The following is a 17,636-nucleotide window of genomic DNA, read 5'->3' on the forward strand; positions in this document are numbered from 1 at the left end:
TAAATAAAAAGCCCCGATATTAATCGGGGCTTTTTATTTATTTTACTCATTGATATTAGAACAGCTTACTGCCCCATCCGAGTTTGTTTCGCAGCACATGGAAGTAATTGTAACCTTTTGGGTGGATAAGCCTTAAGCGCTCACCGCTGCGCTTTACGATGATCTCATCGCCAGGTAGCACAGGTAGTGTCACATGGCCATCACAACTCACCTCTAGGCTGTCACCGTTATCCGGTGACACCACAAGTTTAATAATGCTACATGCGTCGACCACAATTGGACGACATGACAGGGTGTGTGGAAACATTGGTACTAAAATTAACGCTTCGAGATTAGGGGTTAAAATTGCCCCCCCAGCCGAGAGTGAATAAGCGGTCGAGCCTGTTGGGGTAGAGACAATCATGCCATCGGCGCGCTGGCTATACATGAACTTGTCGTCAATATAGACTTCAAACTCAATCATATGAGCAATTTTACCTGGATGAAGTACCGCCTCATTCACCGCGGTATTGCATGATTTGAGTACACCATGTCGATGGACTTCAGATTCCAGTAAGAATCTATGCTCAGTTTCATAGTCGCCTTGAAGCACTTTGCCGAGGGCTTCTTCAAACGTATCTGGGGGTAAGTCGGTTAAGAAGCCTAAGTTTCCGCGGTTAACACCAATGACACCAATGTCGAACCGAGCGAGTACACGCGCGGCACCGAGCATATTGCCGTCGCCACCAACGACAATGGCCAAATCACAGTATTCACCAATTTGCAGTAAATCAACGGACTTGGCCTGCGGACCAATATCGGTCGCCACACGTTCTTCTACATAGACGTCATAGTCTTGCATGATCAACCAATGATGAAGACGCTTTAAGGTTTTATGGGTCCCAGCATGATTGGGTTTACCAATTAAGCCAATTGTGTGAAACGCTTTGCTCATATTTGTGTCTGATCCATGCCTTAGGGCTTGAAACCTCGAATTTGATCCCCATAATATGCCCAGAGCATGCAGAAACAAAGCATTTTTAGCTGGAGTAACAATGAGCAACGAATCAAGCAAAGCACAAGAACCGCAAATTGATGAAACTTTAGAAGCGCAAGTCGATACCGAGGTGGTAGAAGATGAAGCCAGTTTGATGGATGAGCTTACCCAAGCTAATTTCAGGGTAGAAGAGCTGGAGCAAGCTTTAGCTGCTGCAGAGGCTAAAGTTGAAGAGCAAAAAGATTCCGTGATACGTGCTGCAGCAGAGGTGGATAATGTTCGCCGCCGCGCCGCTATGGATGTGGAAAAAGCGCATAAGTTCGCCTTAGAAAAGTTTGCGAATGAACTACTGCCTGTGATCGATAACTTGGAACGAGCGTTGTCGGGAACTAACAGTGAAGATGAAAACACCAAAGCCATTTTTGAAGGTGTTGAGTTAACACTGAAGAGTTTCACCAGTGCCGTGGAGAAATTTGGTCTGTCTCAAATCAATCCACAAGGCGAAGCATTTGATCCAGAGCATCACCAAGCGATTGGTATGCAGCCAAGTGCAGACTTTCCAGCTAACACTGTGATGATGGTGATGCAGAAAGGTTATCTGCTGAATGACCGCCTCTTACGCCCAGCGATGGTGATGGTGTCTCAAGGCGGTGCATCGGTCGATACACAAGCCTAATCTTTACAGATAGACATGATTTAATCAAAGTAATAGACAATAAAAAAGGCCTCTAAAGAGGCCTTTTTTATTGTCGCGATTTTACCCGTTAAGGTAGTGCTCAATTTGGTTTAAAATGCCGGGGCCATCGAGTTGTAGCTCAGCCAAAATCTCGTTGGAGTCACCATGTTTAATAAACTCATCTGGCAAGCCGATGTTTAACACGGCTTTAGGCAGTTTAAGGGTTTGTAGCAGTTCGAGTACACCAGATCCCGCACCACCCATAATGGCGTTCTCTTCTACTGTGACAAGTAGGTCATGGCTGCTTGCTAGTTGCTGAACTAACTCAGCATCAAGTGGTTTAACAAAGCGCATATCGGCTAAGGTCGCATCAAGGGCTTCTGCTGCATGAGAAGCGGCGGCCAATGTGGTACCAAAGTTAAGAATCGCGACTTTAGTGCCTTGGCGTTTAATGAGGCCTTTACCGATAGGTAACGCCGTCATCGCCTCCACTTGATGTTCGCCAGTCGCACTCCCTCTGGGGTAACGAATCGCTGTTGGACCATCATTGTAGCAGTAGCCAGTATAAAGCATCTGACGACACTCGTTTTCATCGGAAGGCGCCATAATTACCATGTTCGGCACAGTGCGCATAAAGCTCAAATCAAACGCGCCTTGATGGGTGGGACCATCAGCACCGACGATGCCACCACGGTCAATGGCGAAAATAACGGGCAGTTTTTGCAAGGCGACATCATGGATCAGTTGATCATAACCACGTTGCAAGAAGGTCGAATAGATGGCGACAACTGGCTTATATCCTTCACAGGCGAAGCCTGCGGCTAAGGTTACCGCATGCTGTTCGGCAATGGCGGCATCAAAGTACTGGCTAGGGAAACGTTGAGAAAACTCAACCATACCAGAACCTTCACGCATAGCAGGAGTGATCCCTAAGACTTTTTCATCTTTGTCAGCCATATCGCAAAGCCAGCGCCCAAACACCTGAGAGAAGGTTGGGTCTGCGGGTTTAGCGGCAGGTTTTTCAAAAGTGGATGGGTCAAATTTTGGCACCGCATGCCATCCGATAGGATCTTTCTCTGCGGGTTCATAGCCACGTCCCTTTTTGGTCATGATGTGCAGAATCTGCGGTCCAGAAAGGTTACGCATGTTTCGCATGGTTTCAACTAACGCGTCGACATCATGGCCATCGATTGGGCCGATATAGTTAAAGCCAAGCTCTTCAAACATAGTGCCCGGCACAACCATACCTTTAAGGTGTTCTTCTGTTCGCTTAGCCATCTCTTTGATGACAGGCATTCCTTCTAGCACTTTTTTGCTGTTTTCACGGATAGTGGTATAGAAACGTCCAGACATCAGTTGAGCTAAATGGTTATTTAGCGCCCCAACATTTTCAGAAATCGACATCTCATTATCATTGAGGACAACTAACATATCGTTGTGCAGATCGCCGGCATGGTTCATGGCTTCAAACACCATGCCGCCAGTCATGGCACCATCACCGATCACGGCAACAACTTTGCGGCCCGCTTGCTCTTTTTCCGCGGCCACAGCCATCGCTAAGGCAGCACTAACTGACGTACCTGAATGTCCGACACTGAAAGTGTCATATTCGCTCTCTTCACGCCAAGGGAAAGGGTGTATTCCCCCCTTCTGCCTGATGGTATGCATCCTGTCGCGACGACCCGTCAAGATTTTATGGGGATAGGCTTGGTGCCCTACATCCCAGATCAGGCGATCAAATGGTGTGTTATAGACGTAATGAAGTGCAACGGTTAATTCGACTGTACCGAGTCCAGACGCAAAGTGGCCGCTCGAAATACCCACAGATTTGAGTAGGTAACTTCTAAGTTCATCAGCAAGTTTTGGTAATACACCTTGTGGCAGCTGTCTAAGCTCATCGGGTGTATTGGCCTGTGCTAGCACAGGGTATTTCGTAATATCCAAACTCATAGCGAGATTCTTTGTCTCTTTATTATACTCTTCGCTCAATGATAAAACGGGCGAATTCGGCAATTAACTGGCTATTGTATGGTAATTTAGCCAGCGCTGATAGGGCGTCGTTAATCAAACTTTCTGCAGTCGCCTGCGCCCCTGATAAACCTAATAATTTCGGGTAAGTACTTTTGTTCGATTCGCAATCGGAGCCTTGGGGTTTCCCAAGCTCTTCAGTACTGGCGATAATATCGAGTACGTCATCTTGAACTTGAAAAGCTAGACCGACAGCATCTGCGAACTCTAACAAGAGATCTTGTTCATTATCTGTGATGTCTGCGGCAATTATAGCTAATGCCACTGCGCAGCGGATCAGTGCCCCGGTTTTTAATCTATGTAACTGTTTAAGCGTCGTTAAATCTATCTGTTTGTCAGTAGCGTTGAGATCCATTGACTGGCCACCGCACATCCCTTGATAACCCGACGCTTTAGCTAATGCGGCTACCATTGCCAGTTGTTGCTTAGGGCTCAGTTGAGCCATTGGCTGGCTGATGATTTCAAAAGCCAAGGTTTGTAATGCGTCACCGGCAAGAATGGCTGTGGCTTCATCAAAGGCAATATGCACTGTCGGTTGTCCGCGGCGTAAAGCGTCGTCATCCATTGCAGGAAGATCGTCGTGAATCAGCGAGTAGGCATGAATGCACTCAATTGCGGCCGCGCAGGCATCTAAGCGCTCTAGGGGGACATTGAGCATATCACCGACGGCGTAGACTAAAAATGGTCTAATACGCTTACCACCAATCAATGCTCCATGTTGCATTGCAGCCTTCAATTTAGGCTCTGTGTCGTCTTGAGATGAGATGTAGTGGCGCAGGAGTTTATCAACTCGCTGCTGGTAGAGTGTTATCGCATCAGCTAGCAATTATTCGCCCTCGGCAAGATAGGGGGTCAAGGTTTGTTGATCGTGCTCTTGAGTCAGTATCGATACTTTCTGTTGGGCAGCTGCCAGCTTATTTTGACTATTGCGGACTAAATTAATACCACGTTCAAACTGCTTCAGCGCATCATCGAGCGAGACATCTCCCTGTTCGAGATCGGAAACAATACGTTCTAGCTCAGATAGCGACTCTTCAAATGAGAGGTTTTCAGGTTTTTTAGCCACGACAATTTTCCCAAGAAATTAGCGACACACAAAGTATATCAGTGAACCCTAAGGGTCAAATCATGGTGTCGGATATTTGTGCAATAGCACGCTTTAAGGAGGTTTTTTTATAAAAAATTGAATTTGTAGCTAAACTTGCGTGTAAGCTGTCCGATAATTGAATTAGAACAATACTCAATTTTGCCTGATATTATATCCTAAAGTGGACCTGGCAGTTAGATGAATAATGTGCCGATGGGAGACTTTTATGACAAAAGAATGCACAAGTGCCTCCGCCTTTCCATGCTGTTAGGAAAATTTTTTAGGTGCAGAGACATTGACCGCGCTGATTGAAACCGCTCGGTTTTAGAAACAGCCAAATACTAAACATGAGGAACAGTTGTGGATTTAGCGACCCTGATAGGCCTAATCGGCGCGTTTGGTTTTATTATTGGAGCTATGGTCAGTAGTGGTGGTATCGCGATTTTTATCGACGTGCCCTCAGTGCTCATCGTAATGATCGGTTCTCTGTTTGTGGTGATGATGAAGTACAACCTAAAGCAATTTTTAGGTGCGGTTAAAATTGCTGCTAAAGCGTTTATGTTTAAGATTGATAAACCCGAAGAGTTGATTGAGCAGTCTGTCACCATGGCGGATGCGGCGCGTAAAGGTGGCTTCTTAGCCCTGGAAGAGGCTGAGATCACCAATAGTTTTATGCAAAAAGCGGTCGATATGTTGGTGGATGGACACGATGGCGATGTGGTACGTGAAGCATTGGAAAAAGATATCGCCTTGACCGAAGAGCGTCATAAAACGGGTGTCGGTATATTTAAAGCCTTGGGTGATGTCGCCCCGGCAATGGGGATGATTGGTACGCTTATTGGTTTGGTGGCGATGCTCTCCAACATGGATGACCCCAAGTCTATTGGCCCTGCGATGGCGGTGGCCTTGTTAACCACCTTGTATGGGGCAATTATAGCTAACATGATCGCCATTCCTATTGCCGATAAGCTGGCATTACGTATGGGTGAAGAGATGCTCAACCGTAATTTGATTATGGATGCTGTATTGGCAATTCAAGATGGTCAAAACCCACGTGTCATTGAAGGGTTCCTTAAAAATTATCTCTCTGAAAAGCAGCGTCAAATAGATACAACGGACGGGGAATAGCCAGATGCCTAAAAAGCAGAAGTGCGATTGTCCACCTGCGGGAGCGCCAATGTGGTTGGCGACCTTTGCCGATCTCATGTCGCTGCTGATGTGTTTCTTCGTATTGCTTTTGGCGTTCTCTGAAATGGACGTGATGAAGTTTAAACAGATCGCTGGCTCAATGAAGTATGCTTTTGGTGTGCAGAATAAAGTTGAAGTCAAAGATATTCCCAAAGGTACCTCAGTGATTGCGCTTGAATTTAGACCGGGCAAGCCTGAGCCAACGCCTATTGAGATCATTAATCAGCAAACCAATGAGATGACTGAGCCGACGATTGAAGTGCAAGCCGGTGAAGATGACAGTGCTGGTGGTGTTCAGCAACAACGTGGTGAGCAGCGTGGTGGTGAGGCGTCCTCAACTTCTCAAGAACAAGCAGAGGCTGAAGCGCAATCACAGTCACAGCAAGCTCAAGCGGCTGCGCAAGATCAGATTAACGATCAGGTGAAGAAAATGGCGCAAGAGCTCAATAAAGAGATCGTCGATGGCGCCATTGAGATTGAGTCCTTAGGTCAGCAAATCATTATCCGCATTCGTGAAAAGGGCGCTTTTGCATCGGGGTCTGGCTTCTTGCAACCTAGGTTTAAACCGGTTGTGCGCCGTGTCGGCGAACTGCTTAAAGATGTACCGGGTATAGTAACGGTATCGGGCCATACTGATGATATGAATATTAGCAATGAGCTCTATAGCTCTAACTGGGACCTGTCTAGCAAGCGTGCTGTTGCCGTCGCCCATGAGCTTATTCGTGTTAAGGGGTTTGATCAGCAACGAATGAAAGTGGTGGGTATGGCTAACTCGGCACCGTTAGTTGGCAATGATTCTGCCAACAGCCGTGCGCGTAATCGCCGTGTGGAAATCGCCATTGAGCAAGGCAAGGCAAAAGAGTCTGATGAGATATTGGTCGGGCAATAATCACTGTTGTGACCCATCTCAATAATCAATAAGCCCTTTTAGGGCTTATTTTTTGTCTAGCTGCGATTTAATCTATCTTTTCAGCAGCCTTAATAGGCATTAATGCGGCTTACTTGATATAATGGCTAAATTGCTGTTTAAAATTTTACCTCCTCGGAACTCCCATGAAATTTATCGTAAAACTGTTTCCTGAAATCATGATGAAAAGCAAACCGGTAAGAATGCGTTTTACCAAGATGCTTGAAACCAATATCCGTAACGTGCTGCGCAAGGTCGATGAAGAGGCCACCGTACAGCGTCAATGGGATAAAATCATGGTTAAGGTTCCCGCTGGTAAGCCTGAGATGGTGGCGGTTTATGCTGAACGCTTAGCCTGTATACCTGGTATTGCCCATGTGCTGCAGGTCAAAGAGAGCACGTTTGAGTCTGTGGATGATATCTATCAACAAACCTTAGCCCTGTATAAAGATGAGTTGGCGGGTAAGACCTTCTGTGTGCGGGTGAAGCGCAGTGGTAAACACGATTTTAATTCTATTGAAGTTGAGCGTTATGTGGGCGGTGGTTTAAACCAGTTTACTGATGCTACAGGTGTTCGATTAAAAAATCCTGATATGACGGTTAACCTAGAGATAGATAGAGAAAACCTCTATTTGGTCGAGAAGCGTATCGATGGTTTGGGAGGCTTCCCAATGGCGACCCAAGAGGATGTGTTATCACTTATCTCTGGTGGTTTCGATTCAGGTGTATCTAGCTATCAGTTTATTAAGCGTGGCTCACGTACCCATTACTGCTTTTTTAATCTTGGTGGCGATCAACATGAGATTGGGGTGAAGCAAGTGGCTTATCACCTATGGCAAAAATATGGTGAGTCTCACAAGGTTAAATTTGTCTCAGTGCCGTTTGATCCCGTTGTGACAGAGATCTTAGAGAAGATTGATAATGGTCAAATGGGCGTCATCCTTAAACGTATGATGATGCGGGCTGCATCTCGCGTGGCGGCTAAAATGGGAATACAAGCCTTGGTAACTGGCGAGGCAATGGGGCAGGTTTCGAGCCAAACGTTGACCAATCTAAACGTGATTGACCGTTGTACAGACACCTTGATTTTACGTCCGCTGATCGTGATGGATAAGCAAGATATCATTAATATTAGTCGTAAGATTGGCACTGAAGATTTTGCAAAATCTATCCCTGAATATTGCGGCGTCATTTCACAAAAACCAACGGTTAAAGCCGTGTTGTCTAAGATTGAAGCGGAAGAAACAAAGTTTTCAGAAGACTTACTCGATCGTGTTATCGAGGCGGCAGAAGTGATTGATATTAGAGAAATAGCTACCAGTATGGATACTAAAATAACCGAAACCGAAACCGTTGATGTCGTCAGTGGTGGTGAGGTTATCGTCGATATTCGTGCGCCTGAAGAGGAAGAACAGAGCCCACTGGCAATTGATGGTATAGAGATTAAGACCATCCCATTCTTTAAGTTAGCGACTCAGTTCGCCGATCTCGATAAGGCTAAGACATACCTATTGTATTGTGACAGAGGCGTTATGAGTAAGCTACAGGCCCTTTATCTGCAAGAGCAGGGCTATCACAACGTGAAAGTTTACCGTCCTTAGTCAAAACCTGTGTTTATTAAGCCGCCTTTGGGCGGCTTTTTTGTTTTTAGTCCTTAAGCACCTATTTCAGGATATGGATGCTTTATTGGGATGCATCGGGGTTAGTGGAAATTAAGGTCTAGGCATGGTCTAGGCATGAGGCTGTAGAGGCTTGAGCCTACTAGGTCGCCACTTGTTGATATGACAAGTTTATCCCCACTGCGAAGCTTTGGTTTATGTTACTGGATTTACCCTGCTGGGCATAAAGGGCAATACCGTTGCTGCGAGAAACAAAAATGAGGCACAAAAAAAGCCGCATCAAAATCAGTGCGGCTTATAGACAACTAGGCGTTGGGCAAGCAGATAAGTTTATTCTGCGCGTTGAACCGTCACCTTGGTTGCTTCATCTTCTTGAGCGACTAATACAGCGTTAAGATCTTCATTAAGGTCTTGTTGCATCTGTACTAGGCCTTCAGCAAGTTGTGCGCTGATTGATGCATGTAAGTCAGTTGTATCGATAACTATTTCATCGGCAGTCGCAGCGGTAGAAGCTGAGAGAAGTGCGATGGCAAAAACAGTTTTAAAGTTAATCATAGTGGTCGCCTCCGGGCGGCATATATTGGGGGGTCAGACACTCCCCAATTACGTCGTAGAGGCTGTCTAACTTTAATCATTTTGTTGGGGCGAATTTTGACCAAAAACACTTTCCTTTACAAACGATAAAATGTAACAATGACGATTAGAAAAACTAATCGAAAAATGAGATAAGGATCACTATGTCCAGACGATTACCTCCTCTTAATGCGGTCAAGGCATTTGAGGCTGCCGCTAGGCATTTGAGCTTTACTCGTGCTGCAGAAGAGCTATTTGTTACGCAAGCTGCTGTTAGTCATCAGATTAAGGCATTAGAAGAGTTTTTAGGGCTAAAATTGTTTCGACGTAAAAACCGTTCATTACTCCTAACGGAAGAGGGCCAGGGGTATTTTTTAGATATAAAAGATATTTTTGTGCAACTTGCCGATGCAACAGACCGTTTACTTGCCCGAAGTGCCATTGGTTCGCTTACCGTCTGTACTTCCCCCAGTTTTGCGATTCAATGGCTAGTTCCACGCCTTGCAAATTTTAGCGAGAACAATCCAGATATTGATGTGCGAATTAAGGCGGTTGATGATGAAGTGAGCTCGCTCACAGACGATGTCGATGTCGCTATCTATTATGGCATGGGTAACTGGCCTGGAGTGCGCGCAGATAAATTGCGTAATGAAGTACTTATTCCCGTTTGCTCGCCCATGTTACTTAATGGACCTAAGCCGTTAGAAAAGCCTGCAGATCTGAAAAATCATACGCTGTTACATGATTCTAGTCGTCATGATTGGCAGGCTTGGTTTAGACAATGTGGGATTAATGATATTAATGTGAACCAAGGACCGATTTTTAGTCATTCATCATTAGTGCTACAGGCAGCAGCGCATGGCCAAGGGGTAGCCTTAGGGTACAGCGTGCTCGCGCGTCCAGATATCAAAGCTGGACGATTAGTGTGCCCATTTCCTGAAGTGTTAGTAAGTAAGGATGCCTACTATCTCGTTTGTCAGCAAAATCACGCCGATGTGGGTAAGATTGCCGCGTTTCGTCAGTGGATGTTGGATATGTTTGAGGAGGAGTCGCGTAGCGAGCTTCTTCCTGGGTAATGGGTAATTTGACTGTGGATAAAATTTTATTTCGTGAGCCTTTCGAGACGCAACAGCTGTTGCCCAGTGAAATATTGCTTGAGGGTGATCTGACTCAAGATGGCGCGCTGGGGAGTGAGACCTTGATTGTGTTCGCTCATGGGGCTGGGGCGAATATGCTTCATCCTTTTATGACTGATATGGCTCAAGGGCTTGCCCATGAAGGAATGGCGGTTGCCCGCTTTAATTTTCCGTATATGCGAGCCAATGCGTTCGATGGGAAACGGCGTCCTCCAGATAGAGCACCAAAACTTGTTACCGATTTCAATCTCCATATTGCAGCAATACGTGAACGCTTAAAACCCAAACGGCTTGTGTTAATGGGTAAGTCGATGGGGGGACGCATGGCTGCTATCGTCGCGGAGCATTCCCTTGTTGATGGAGTGATCTGTTTAGGTTACCCCTTTGTGCCGCCAAAAGGTGGAGAGCCACGTCTCGAACCAATACAGGCGTGCCAAGCCCCCTTGCTGGTGATTCAGGGTGAGCGAGATAAGTTTGGTGGTAAAGGGGAGGTTGAATCTTGGTTAGACCAACGTCTTGTTAAACTGGCTTGGCTACCTGATGGCGATCATAGTTTTGTACCAAGAAAGTCGTCAGGCACAACACAAGCGGCTAATCTAAACCAAGCGATATCATATAGTGTTAAATTCATTCGGGGGCTAGATGCGTAAAGGGTTTCTTTTATTGGCTGCGTTAAGTGGTTTTATGGCAGTAGCGTTGGGGGCCTTTGGTTCACATGGGTTAAAGCATATTGCGACACCAGAGATGATCGCAATATTTAATTTAGGGGTCGAATATCAGTTCTATCATACTTTCGCCCTAATTGCCGTTGCCTTCAGTGGCCACTGGCTACAGTCAAGGTTGATTGATTGGGCGGGCTATCTATTTATAGTCGGCATCATCTTGTTTTCAGGGTCTTTATACTTATATGCGTTGTTAGGGACCAAGTGGATTGGCCCAATCACCCCGCTCGGTGGTGTCTGTTTTCTGCTTGGGTGGTTATTTATTGCGGTCGCAGTGTGGCGTAATCGTGTTGTCGAGCTTGATGACTAAGCCCCATATCGTATTAGTCTGTTAGACAGTGTAGAATGGCGGCCAATTAATTGGTCGCCATTTTTTTCAGGAATTTCTGATGATAAATCTATTTTTATATTGCCGCGCTGGCTACGAGAAAGAGTGCGCCGCTGAGATACAACAGCGTGCGGCTGAGCTAGATATTGGCGGGTTTGTAAAGACCAATCGAAATGATGGCTATGTGATCTTTCAGTGCTTTCAAGCTGGCGATGCCGACATCTTAAATCAAAAGCTCGCACTAGACTCACTAATCTTTACACGTCAGATGTTTGCGGCAAATGAGCTGTTAACATCATTACCTGAAAACGACCGAGTAAGCCCGATAGTTGAGGCGCTCGCTAAGGTGAGCAAAGCGGGTGAGCTAAGGGTTGAAACCCCAGATACTAATGAAGCCAAGGAGCTTTCTAATTTCTGTCGCAAGTTTACAGTGCCGCTGCGTCAAGCCCTTAAACGCAGCGGTAGCTTATTAGAGAAAGAAAACCCTAAGCGCCCAATTATCCATGTCTGTTTTGTCGGTTCGGGTACCGCTTATGTTGGGTATTCTCTAAGTAATAATAGCTCGCCTTACTATATGGGCATTCCGCGACTCAAAATGGCAGCTGATGCACCCAGTCGTTCAACCTTAAAACTAGATGAAGCCTTTATTCATTTTATTCCCAAAGAATCCCATGAGCAGCGCCTGCGCAGCGGTATGAATTCAGTGGATTTAGGAGCGTGTCCTGGTGGTTGGACTTATCAATTGGTTCGTCGTGGTATGTTTGTTGCGGCAGTTGATAATGGCCCTATGGATCAAGGCTTGATGGATACGGGACAAGTTAAGCATTACCAAGCTGACGGTTTTAGATTTGAACCGCCACGCAAGAATATTTATTGGTTGGTGTGCGACATGGTTGAAAAGCCTTCACGGGTTGCAGAGCTTGTCGAAGCTTGGGCAATCAATGGCTGGTTTAAAGAGGCGATATTCAACCTCAAGCTACCGATGAAGAGTCGCTATAAAGAGGTATCGACTATTTTGGACACCATGAGAACCATTTTGAAAGAGAATGGTATCGAGGAGTTTCAGCTTTCCTGTAAGCATCTTTATCATGATCGCGACGAAGTTACTGTACACCTGTGGTTGCGCCCAAGTGTTGGGTTTTAGTCTGTCTTAACGTTAAAAAAGCCCCGCATAACAGGTTATGCGGGGCTTTTTTGTTACTCGCTCTACTTATACTAAATAGCGCGAATAATTACAGACGTTCAATCACTGCTTGAGTGAAATCAGTCGTGCCATGAGTACCACCTAGGTCACGAGTGGTGCGATCGCCTTCAGCAATAACTGCTGAGACTGCGCTACGGATAGCTTCAGCCTTGTCTGACATACCTAGGTATTCCAGCATCTGAATTGATGCCAAAATCACAGAAGTTGGGTTCGCAAGGTTTTTACCTGCAATATCAGGGGCGCTGCCATGTACGGCTTCGAAGATTGCGGCATTCTTACCAATGTTAGCACCCGGTGCCATACCTAAACCACCGACAAGACCTGCACAAAGATCTGACAGAATGTCGCCAAATAGGTTAGTTGTCACGATGACATCGAAGTTTTCTGGGTTCATCACTAACTTCATGCACGTTGCATCGACAATCATCTCTTCAGTTGTGATGTCTGGGTAACGTAGGCTAACTTCACGGGCGACTTTCAGGAATAGACCTGACGTCGATTTCATGATGTTTGCTTTATGTACGATAGTGACCTTCTTACGGCCCTCTTTACGCGCTAGCTCGTAGGCAAATGTGGTGATCTGCTCAGCACCTTGGCGAGTAATGATACTGGTAGCTTCAGCGGTCGCGCCATCATCAGAGATAGTTTGGCCTAACCCTGAATACATCCCTTCAGTGTTTTCACGTACAGTGATGATGTCGATGTTGTCGTAACGTGCTTGAGTCCCGGCGAAAGAAAGCACTGGGCGCACATTGGCGTACAGGCTGAACTTCTTACGTAAGGTCACGTTGATAGAGGTAAAACCTTCACCAACAGGTGTGGTTAATGGACCTTTTAGGGTAATGCTGTTTTTTTCAATTAGATCTAAGGTGCGCTGTGGTAGAAGTTCACCTTGTTTCTCTAGCGCAGTTAAACCGGCATCGGCAAACTCGTATTCGAAATCGCATCCTGCTTTATCTAGGATTTTTATCGCTGAATCGATAATGCTAGGTCCAATCCCATCACCCGGGATCACGGTAATTGTTCTTTTTGACATGGAGAGTCCTTCCACGGTTGGTCGTTACTGCTATTGTCTGACCATGTCGCAAGACACGGTTTTATGACTATGAATTTTTTAGAATGTTGTCTGCTACATTTTAACTTCTTTTACGCACATTTCACAGGAAATAGTGAGCAATCTCACGTTTTTTTGTGTAGGGTAACTTGCATTAATAGAGGCTAATGACGATGATTGATCCTTAAGCGTTAAAAAAGTCTACTTTAGTCTAATAACTCCCGCAGAATCGGTTAATAAAATAATTAAAACGAGGAAGACCTTGAAGTCATTACCCACTACAGCATCCCTTACATTACTCTGTGCCAGCCTCTTTTCAGCCTCTGTGTTGGCGGCAGATGTTACCCCTAACGCAATAATGAAGTTTGAATCACTTGATAAGCCTGTGATTTCAGCACTTGGCAATACCTTTGCCGTTGAAGTTGCGCCCGATAGGGGCGACAGTCATGGTTTGGTGAAAAAGCTGGATGCAGATAAATCATTTAGCGTGAGTGGTGCGAGTAAACCACAAATCAGTCGCGATGGGCGTTTTGTCGCGTTTAAGCTTGATACGCCGCTATTTGAATATGAAAAGGCCAGTGACAAGGCGCGTAAAAAGTTCAAATCAGGTTTGGTGCTTCTCGATACCCAAACGGGCAATGAAACGCGTTATGAAAGGGTGGAGTCGTTTGCATTCAACCAAGCAGGCACTCATTTAGCGATTTGGTATGAAGCGGATGAGGCTAAAAGTAAAGACAAAGACAAGGCGACAGAGAGTGACGAGCCTAACGTCGATAAATATGACAAGGGACGTACCTTAGTTATTATTTCTCTTGCGAACAACAGCAGTGAAACATTCGAACAGGTAACTGCCTACCATTTTGATAAGCGTGGTGCTTATGCCGTTGTGGCTAAAAATGATGTGAGTGCCAAGGCGCACCAGATCCTGTTACACAAGCTTGCAGACAATAGCTCGTCGGTAATTCAAGGTTATATCGATCAGCAGATAGGCGCCGTATCTGTTAGCGAAGATGGTCAATATGTAGCATACACCTATGGTGCTGTCGCTGATGCCCCTTACGGCCGAGAGTACCGATTAGCGCTTTATGATTTGGGCAAACAAACATTAAATAAAACACAGGCGTCAGAGGATTGGACCCTTAATCGCTATACTGAGCTCAATTTCTCTGATGATAGTCAGCGGTTATTTTTCGGTCGTGTACCGCAAGTTAGCCAACAACTGTCATTACCTAAGGTCAGCAGCCAAGCCGATCTGTTTGACGAAACGGTAATCACTGGACAGCGGCAGTTACGTGTCTGGCATGGCGATGATCCACGGATTAAACCCAATGAGATTAAACAGTACAACAAGGAGCTTAAGCGCACTTACTTAGCGGTATTACACCTAAACAGCCGCCAAGTAGTGCAGTTGGCCGACCTTGAAGTGCCAGATGTAGAGGTGCAGCAACAGCAACGTTTTGTCCTAGCCAGTAGTGATGTGCCCTACTTGAAAATGATCACTTGGGCGGGGTTCTACCGCGACTACTACCTAATTGATATCAATACTGGACGAAAAATTCCATTTTTAGTGCAACAGCCTAGTGGTGAGAAGCCAACCCTGTCACCCAACGAACGCTTTGTCGCCTACTACCAGCAAGGAGATATCTATCTTTACCAGATAGCTCAAGATACGCGTATTAAGCTGACTAAGGACTTTAAGACGCCCTTTGCCGATGAAGATCATGATTATCCGTCGACAGCGCCTAGTTACGGGTTTGGCCCATGGCTAGAAGATGGTTCGGCTATCTTAGCCTATGACAAATATGATATCTGGCAGTTTAATACCGACTCATTTAACGCGTTCCGCATTACCGCATCTCAGGGCCGTAAACAGCAGATCCAATTCCGAGTGACTGGCCTCGCTGAGCACAAAGACAAAGCGACCTGGGTGAGCAATGACCAAAACCTGTTGTTGCATGGCTACAATGAAAAGAGCAAAGGGGATGGTTTCTATCAGGCTCAAGTCGGAGTGTCAGGCGTTAAGACGCTGATGGAAGGGGATTATAAGCTTAAGTCGTTAGTTAGAGCAGAAGAGAGCGATAAGTTCCTTTTTTCTAAAGAGCGCTATGACCTTTATCCAGACCTCTACAGTGCCAAGCTGGATGCACCACAAAAAGCCCTGCGCCAAACTGATTTAGATGCGCAAAAACGTGGCTTAGATTGGGGCGATGCAGAGTTGGTTCATTGGACAAACGGCGATGGCAAACCACTCGATGGCGTGCTGATTAAACCAACCAATTATAAAGCGGGTGAACGTTATCCTGTGCTGGTTTATTTCTACCGCTTTATGAGCGATCGTCTACATGCATTTCCGCAGATGAAACTGAACCATCGTCCAAATTTTGCTTGGTATGCGGATAATGGCTATGCCATTTTCCTCCCAGATATTCGTTTTGAAGTGGGTTACCCTGGTGCAACGTCGGTGCAAGCGCTAACCTCTGGCGTGCAAAAGCTTATCGATATGGGGATTGCCGATCCCGATGCGGTGGGTATTCAAGGGCACTCGTGGGGCGGCTATCAAACTGCTTTTGCGGTCACTCAAACCCATATCTTTAAGGCTGCGGTAACGGGAGCTCCGGTATCTAACATGACCAGTGCATATAGCGGTATACGCCATGGCAGTGGTCTTGCGCGACAGTTTCAATATGAAACGGGGCAAAGTCGTATTGGCGAGAGTCTGTTTAGCGCGCCACAAAAATATATTGAAAATTCGCCCATCTTTTATGTTGAGCGTATTCAGACACCAATGATGATTATGTTTGGTGATAAAGATGACGCGGTGCCTTGGGAGCAAGGGATAGAGCTATATCTAGCGATGCGCAGAGCGGGTAAAGATGTGGTGTTTTTACAATATGAAGATGAACCACATCATCTTAAAAAATACCCTAATAAGGTCGATTATAGCTTGCGCATGATGGACTACTTTGACCACTATTTAAAAGGTAAACCTGCGCCAAGTTGGCTAACGCAAGGCGAAGCCTATACTGAGTACAAGAAAGAAGATTAGTAGCGAAGAGATATCTTGCTTAGGCGATTACTGATAATACTATCGGTAATATTGCCTAACACTTTCAAAGCCGAGCGATAACGTTCGGCTTTTGTTTATCAAGGAGGTGAGTGATGAATGAAGATACCAAAGGGGCTAAGGTCAGGGTGCCACCGCCGCTGATATTCATATTGTGCATCGCATTAGCTTGGGCAGTCGACCGGTATCTTCCATGGCATTTTGTCTCGCCACTTTGGCTCAAGGTGGCATCAATAGCTCTGATATTAGTGGGATTTTGGGTGTTGCTGCAGTTGTTGGTACTGTTTAAACGCCAGCAAACGGCAATAGAGCCTTGGAAACCGACGACCTTTATCATCACCAATGGCTATTATCGTTATTCCCGTAACCCTATCTATCTCGCCTTCTGCTGTTTTCCTATAGGTTTAGGTTTTTATATCGGCTCTATTTGGCTACTGCTAAGCACTCTGCCTGCATTGTTTGGGGTGTATTGGTTTGCGATTAGGGCTGAGGAAGAGTATTTATTGGCTAAGTTTCCCGATGACTATGGTGACTATATCAGGCGAGTGCGGCGTTGGCTTTAATGGCAGACATGTGGTGTCTGCCATTAATGATAAGGGCCTAACCACCTATGTTTGCTGAGAGGTACTGCTGATAGGTGTCTTGTCCCCAAGCGACGAGCTTGTCATCTTTAAAGAGCAAAGGGGTGCACTCATCGCGTGTGGTTTCACCATCAGATTTATTATGGTGAGTACGGTAAAACAATACTTTTAGTGTTTCAGTGCTGCTGGCTTTTGCTTCAGAGAAGTCTGCTTTCCCCAGTAGGAGTTCCACCTCTGAGATAGGCTGTCCCAGAGAGAGTTCAGTCAATTTGGCGTTGTTATAACTTTGTCTGTCTTCCCAATCCATATCATCTGGCGTTGGTTCGTATACCAATACCACTACTGCAACAAAAGCTAAGTAAGCGGCAAATATTGAGCCGATAATGACGGGAACTTTCGATTTCATTGTTCTAAGCGGTCCTTCTGACAATTGATGACACATAGTCACGTGGCAACATAATCTTCACAATATAAAACAGATGAAAATGGGAAG

Annotated in this window: 17 protein-coding genes; 10 read left to right on the plus strand and 7 right to left on the minus strand. The window is 45.8% G+C overall.

All coding sequences use genetic code 11. The annotated features are described in order from the left end of the window. Window positions 1-55: 55 nt before the first annotated feature. The gene (gene nadK / locus BEL05_RS12850) at window positions 56-934 is read right to left on the minus strand and encodes an NAD(+) kinase (protein WP_028763300.1); all 879 of its coding nucleotides are present in this window, start codon (window positions 932-934) and stop codon (window positions 56-58) included. Between the two features lie 100 nt (window positions 935-1,034). Here nadK and grpE point away from each other — a divergent pair, with 100 nt between their 5' ends. Continuing rightward, window positions 1,035-1,652 (plus strand): nucleotide exchange factor GrpE, encoded by a 618-nt coding sequence (gene grpE, locus BEL05_RS12855; protein WP_028763301.1) that lies wholly within the window; start codon window positions 1,035-1,037, stop codon window positions 1,650-1,652. Between the two features lie 81 nt (window positions 1,653-1,733). Here grpE and dxs read toward each other — a convergent pair whose 3' ends face one another. The 3 genes from dxs to xseB are packed head-to-tail and all read right to left on the minus strand — an operon-like array spanning window position 1,734 to window position 4,746. Further along, window positions 1,734-3,602 carry a 1-deoxy-D-xylulose-5-phosphate synthase gene (dxs, locus tag BEL05_RS12860; RefSeq protein ID WP_069671389.1) on the minus strand — a complete coding sequence of 623 codons (1,869 nt, stop codon included), beginning with the start codon at window positions 3,600-3,602 and terminating at the stop codon, window positions 1,734-1,736. Window positions 3,603-3,624: 22 nt separating this feature from the next. Continuing rightward, window positions 3,625-4,506, minus strand: a complete 882-nt coding sequence (gene ispA, locus BEL05_RS12865; protein ID WP_028763303.1) for a (2E,6E)-farnesyl diphosphate synthase — start codon at window positions 4,504-4,506, stop codon at window positions 3,625-3,627. Next, a complete protein-coding gene (xseB, locus tag BEL05_RS12870) occupies window positions 4,507-4,746 on the minus strand; it encodes an exodeoxyribonuclease VII small subunit (RefSeq protein WP_028763304.1) in 240 nt (79 codons plus the stop codon). 381 nt (window positions 4,747-5,127) lie between these two features. Here xseB and pomA point away from each other — a divergent pair, with 381 nt between their 5' ends. From pomA to thiI, 3 genes are all read left to right on the plus strand, one after another. After that, window positions 5,128-5,895, plus strand: a complete 768-nt coding sequence (gene pomA, locus BEL05_RS12875) for a flagellar motor protein PomA (protein WP_028763305.1) — start codon at window positions 5,128-5,130, stop codon at window positions 5,893-5,895. Window positions 5,896-5,899: 4 nt separating this feature from the next. Next, window positions 5,900-6,844 (plus strand): flagellar motor protein MotB, encoded by a 945-nt coding sequence (locus BEL05_RS12880; RefSeq protein ID WP_069671390.1) that lies wholly within the window; start codon window positions 5,900-5,902, stop codon window positions 6,842-6,844. A gap of 164 nt (window positions 6,845-7,008) precedes the next feature. Further along, a complete protein-coding gene (gene thiI / locus BEL05_RS12885; protein WP_028763307.1) occupies window positions 7,009-8,463 on the plus strand; it encodes a tRNA uracil 4-sulfurtransferase ThiI in 1,455 nt (484 codons plus the stop codon). A gap of 348 nt (window positions 8,464-8,811) precedes the next feature. Here the strand turns inward: thiI and BEL05_RS12890 are convergent, their stop codons facing one another. Then, entirely contained in the window at window positions 8,812-9,036 is a 225-nt protein-coding gene (locus BEL05_RS12890) for a hypothetical protein (RefSeq protein ID WP_028763308.1), read from the minus strand. Between the two features lie 182 nt (window positions 9,037-9,218). Here BEL05_RS12890 and BEL05_RS12895 point away from each other — a divergent pair, with 182 nt between their 5' ends. The 4 genes from BEL05_RS12895 (at window position 9,219) to rlmM (ending at window position 12,384) form a co-directional block, all read left to right on the plus strand. Beyond that, complete coding sequence (locus BEL05_RS12895) at window positions 9,219-10,130, plus strand: transcriptional regulator GcvA (protein ID WP_028763309.1); 912 nt, start codon at window positions 9,219-9,221, stop codon at window positions 10,128-10,130. After that, window positions 10,130-10,840: an alpha/beta fold hydrolase gene (locus tag BEL05_RS12900; protein WP_069671391.1), complete on the plus strand. Its 711-nt coding sequence runs from the start codon at window positions 10,130-10,132 to the stop codon at window positions 10,838-10,840. The genes BEL05_RS12895 and BEL05_RS12900 overlap by 1 nt, the downstream gene beginning before the upstream one ends. Next, window positions 10,833-11,222 (plus strand): DUF423 domain-containing protein, encoded by a 390-nt coding sequence (locus BEL05_RS12905; RefSeq protein WP_069671392.1) that lies wholly within the window; start codon window positions 10,833-10,835, stop codon window positions 11,220-11,222. Before BEL05_RS12900 ends, BEL05_RS12905 begins: the two co-directional genes overlap by 8 nt. A gap of 79 nt (window positions 11,223-11,301) precedes the next feature. After that, window positions 11,302-12,384, plus strand: coding sequence for a 23S rRNA (cytidine(2498)-2'-O)-methyltransferase RlmM (rlmM, locus tag BEL05_RS12910; RefSeq protein ID WP_028763312.1), 1,083 nt, complete (start codon window positions 11,302-11,304; stop codon window positions 12,382-12,384). An 88-nt stretch (window positions 12,385-12,472) separates the two neighbouring features. On the opposite strand, the gene BEL05_RS12915 is transcribed toward rlmM, so the two are convergent. Beyond that, entirely contained in the window at window positions 12,473-13,480 is a 1,008-nt protein-coding gene (locus tag BEL05_RS12915) for an isocitrate dehydrogenase (RefSeq protein ID WP_028763313.1), read from the minus strand. A gap of 280 nt (window positions 13,481-13,760) precedes the next feature. On the opposite strand from BEL05_RS12915, the gene BEL05_RS12920 reads away from it, so the two are divergent. Continuing rightward, a complete protein-coding gene (locus tag BEL05_RS12920; protein WP_069671393.1) occupies window positions 13,761-16,544 on the plus strand; it encodes a S9 family peptidase in 2,784 nt (927 codons plus the stop codon). 113 nt (window positions 16,545-16,657) lie between these two features. After that, window positions 16,658-17,125, plus strand: coding sequence for a methyltransferase family protein (locus BEL05_RS12925; protein WP_028763315.1), 468 nt, complete (start codon window positions 16,658-16,660; stop codon window positions 17,123-17,125). 37 nt (window positions 17,126-17,162) lie between these two features. Here BEL05_RS12925 and BEL05_RS12930 read toward each other — a convergent pair whose 3' ends face one another. After that, window positions 17,163-17,549, minus strand: coding sequence for a DUF3192 domain-containing protein (locus tag BEL05_RS12930; protein ID WP_069671394.1), 387 nt, complete (start codon window positions 17,547-17,549; stop codon window positions 17,163-17,165). Window positions 17,550-17,636: the final 87 nt, after the last annotated feature.

Origin of the sequence: Shewanella colwelliana (assembly GCF_001735525.1) — a bacterium.
In the GTDB taxonomy this organism is placed as follows: domain Bacteria; phylum Pseudomonadota; class Gammaproteobacteria; order Enterobacterales; family Shewanellaceae; genus Shewanella; species Shewanella colwelliana.

What these genes read in the sequence shown, in the direction of transcription:
- BEL05_RS12930 (WP_069671394.1), bottom strand. Translation starts at nt 17,549, where the DNA reads ATGAAATCGAAAGTTCCCGTCATTATCGGCTCAATATTTGCCGCTTAC.
- BEL05_RS12890 (WP_028763308.1), bottom strand. Translation starts at nt 9,036, where the DNA reads ATGATTAACTTTAAAACTGTTTTTGCCATCGCACTTCTCTCAGCTTCT.
- BEL05_RS12895 (WP_028763309.1), top strand. Translation starts at nt 9,219, where the DNA reads ATGTCCAGACGATTACCTCCTCTTAATGCGGTCAAGGCATTTGAGGCT.
- thiI (WP_028763307.1), top strand. Translation starts at nt 7,009, where the DNA reads ATGAAATTTATCGTAAAACTGTTTCCTGAAATCATGATGAAAAGCAAA.
- dxs (WP_069671389.1), bottom strand. Translation starts at nt 3,602, where the DNA reads ATGAGTTTGGATATTACGAAATACCCTGTGCTAGCACAGGCCAATACA.
- nadK (WP_028763300.1), bottom strand. Translation starts at nt 934, where the DNA reads ATGAGCAAAGCGTTTCACACAATTGGCTTAATTGGTAAACCCAATCAT.
- grpE (WP_028763301.1), top strand. Translation starts at nt 1,035, where the DNA reads ATGAGCAACGAATCAAGCAAAGCACAAGAACCGCAAATTGATGAAACT.
- BEL05_RS12880 (WP_069671390.1), top strand. Translation starts at nt 5,900, where the DNA reads ATGCCTAAAAAGCAGAAGTGCGATTGTCCACCTGCGGGAGCGCCAATG.
- BEL05_RS12900 (WP_069671391.1), top strand. Translation starts at nt 10,130, where the DNA reads ATGGGTAATTTGACTGTGGATAAAATTTTATTTCGTGAGCCTTTCGAG.
- BEL05_RS12925 (WP_028763315.1), top strand. Translation starts at nt 16,658, where the DNA reads ATGAATGAAGATACCAAAGGGGCTAAGGTCAGGGTGCCACCGCCGCTG.
- BEL05_RS12915 (WP_028763313.1), bottom strand. Translation starts at nt 13,480, where the DNA reads ATGTCAAAAAGAACAATTACCGTGATCCCGGGTGATGGGATTGGACCT.
- BEL05_RS12905 (WP_069671392.1), top strand. Translation starts at nt 10,833, where the DNA reads ATGCGTAAAGGGTTTCTTTTATTGGCTGCGTTAAGTGGTTTTATGGCA.
- rlmM (WP_028763312.1), top strand. Translation starts at nt 11,302, where the DNA reads ATGATAAATCTATTTTTATATTGCCGCGCTGGCTACGAGAAAGAGTGC.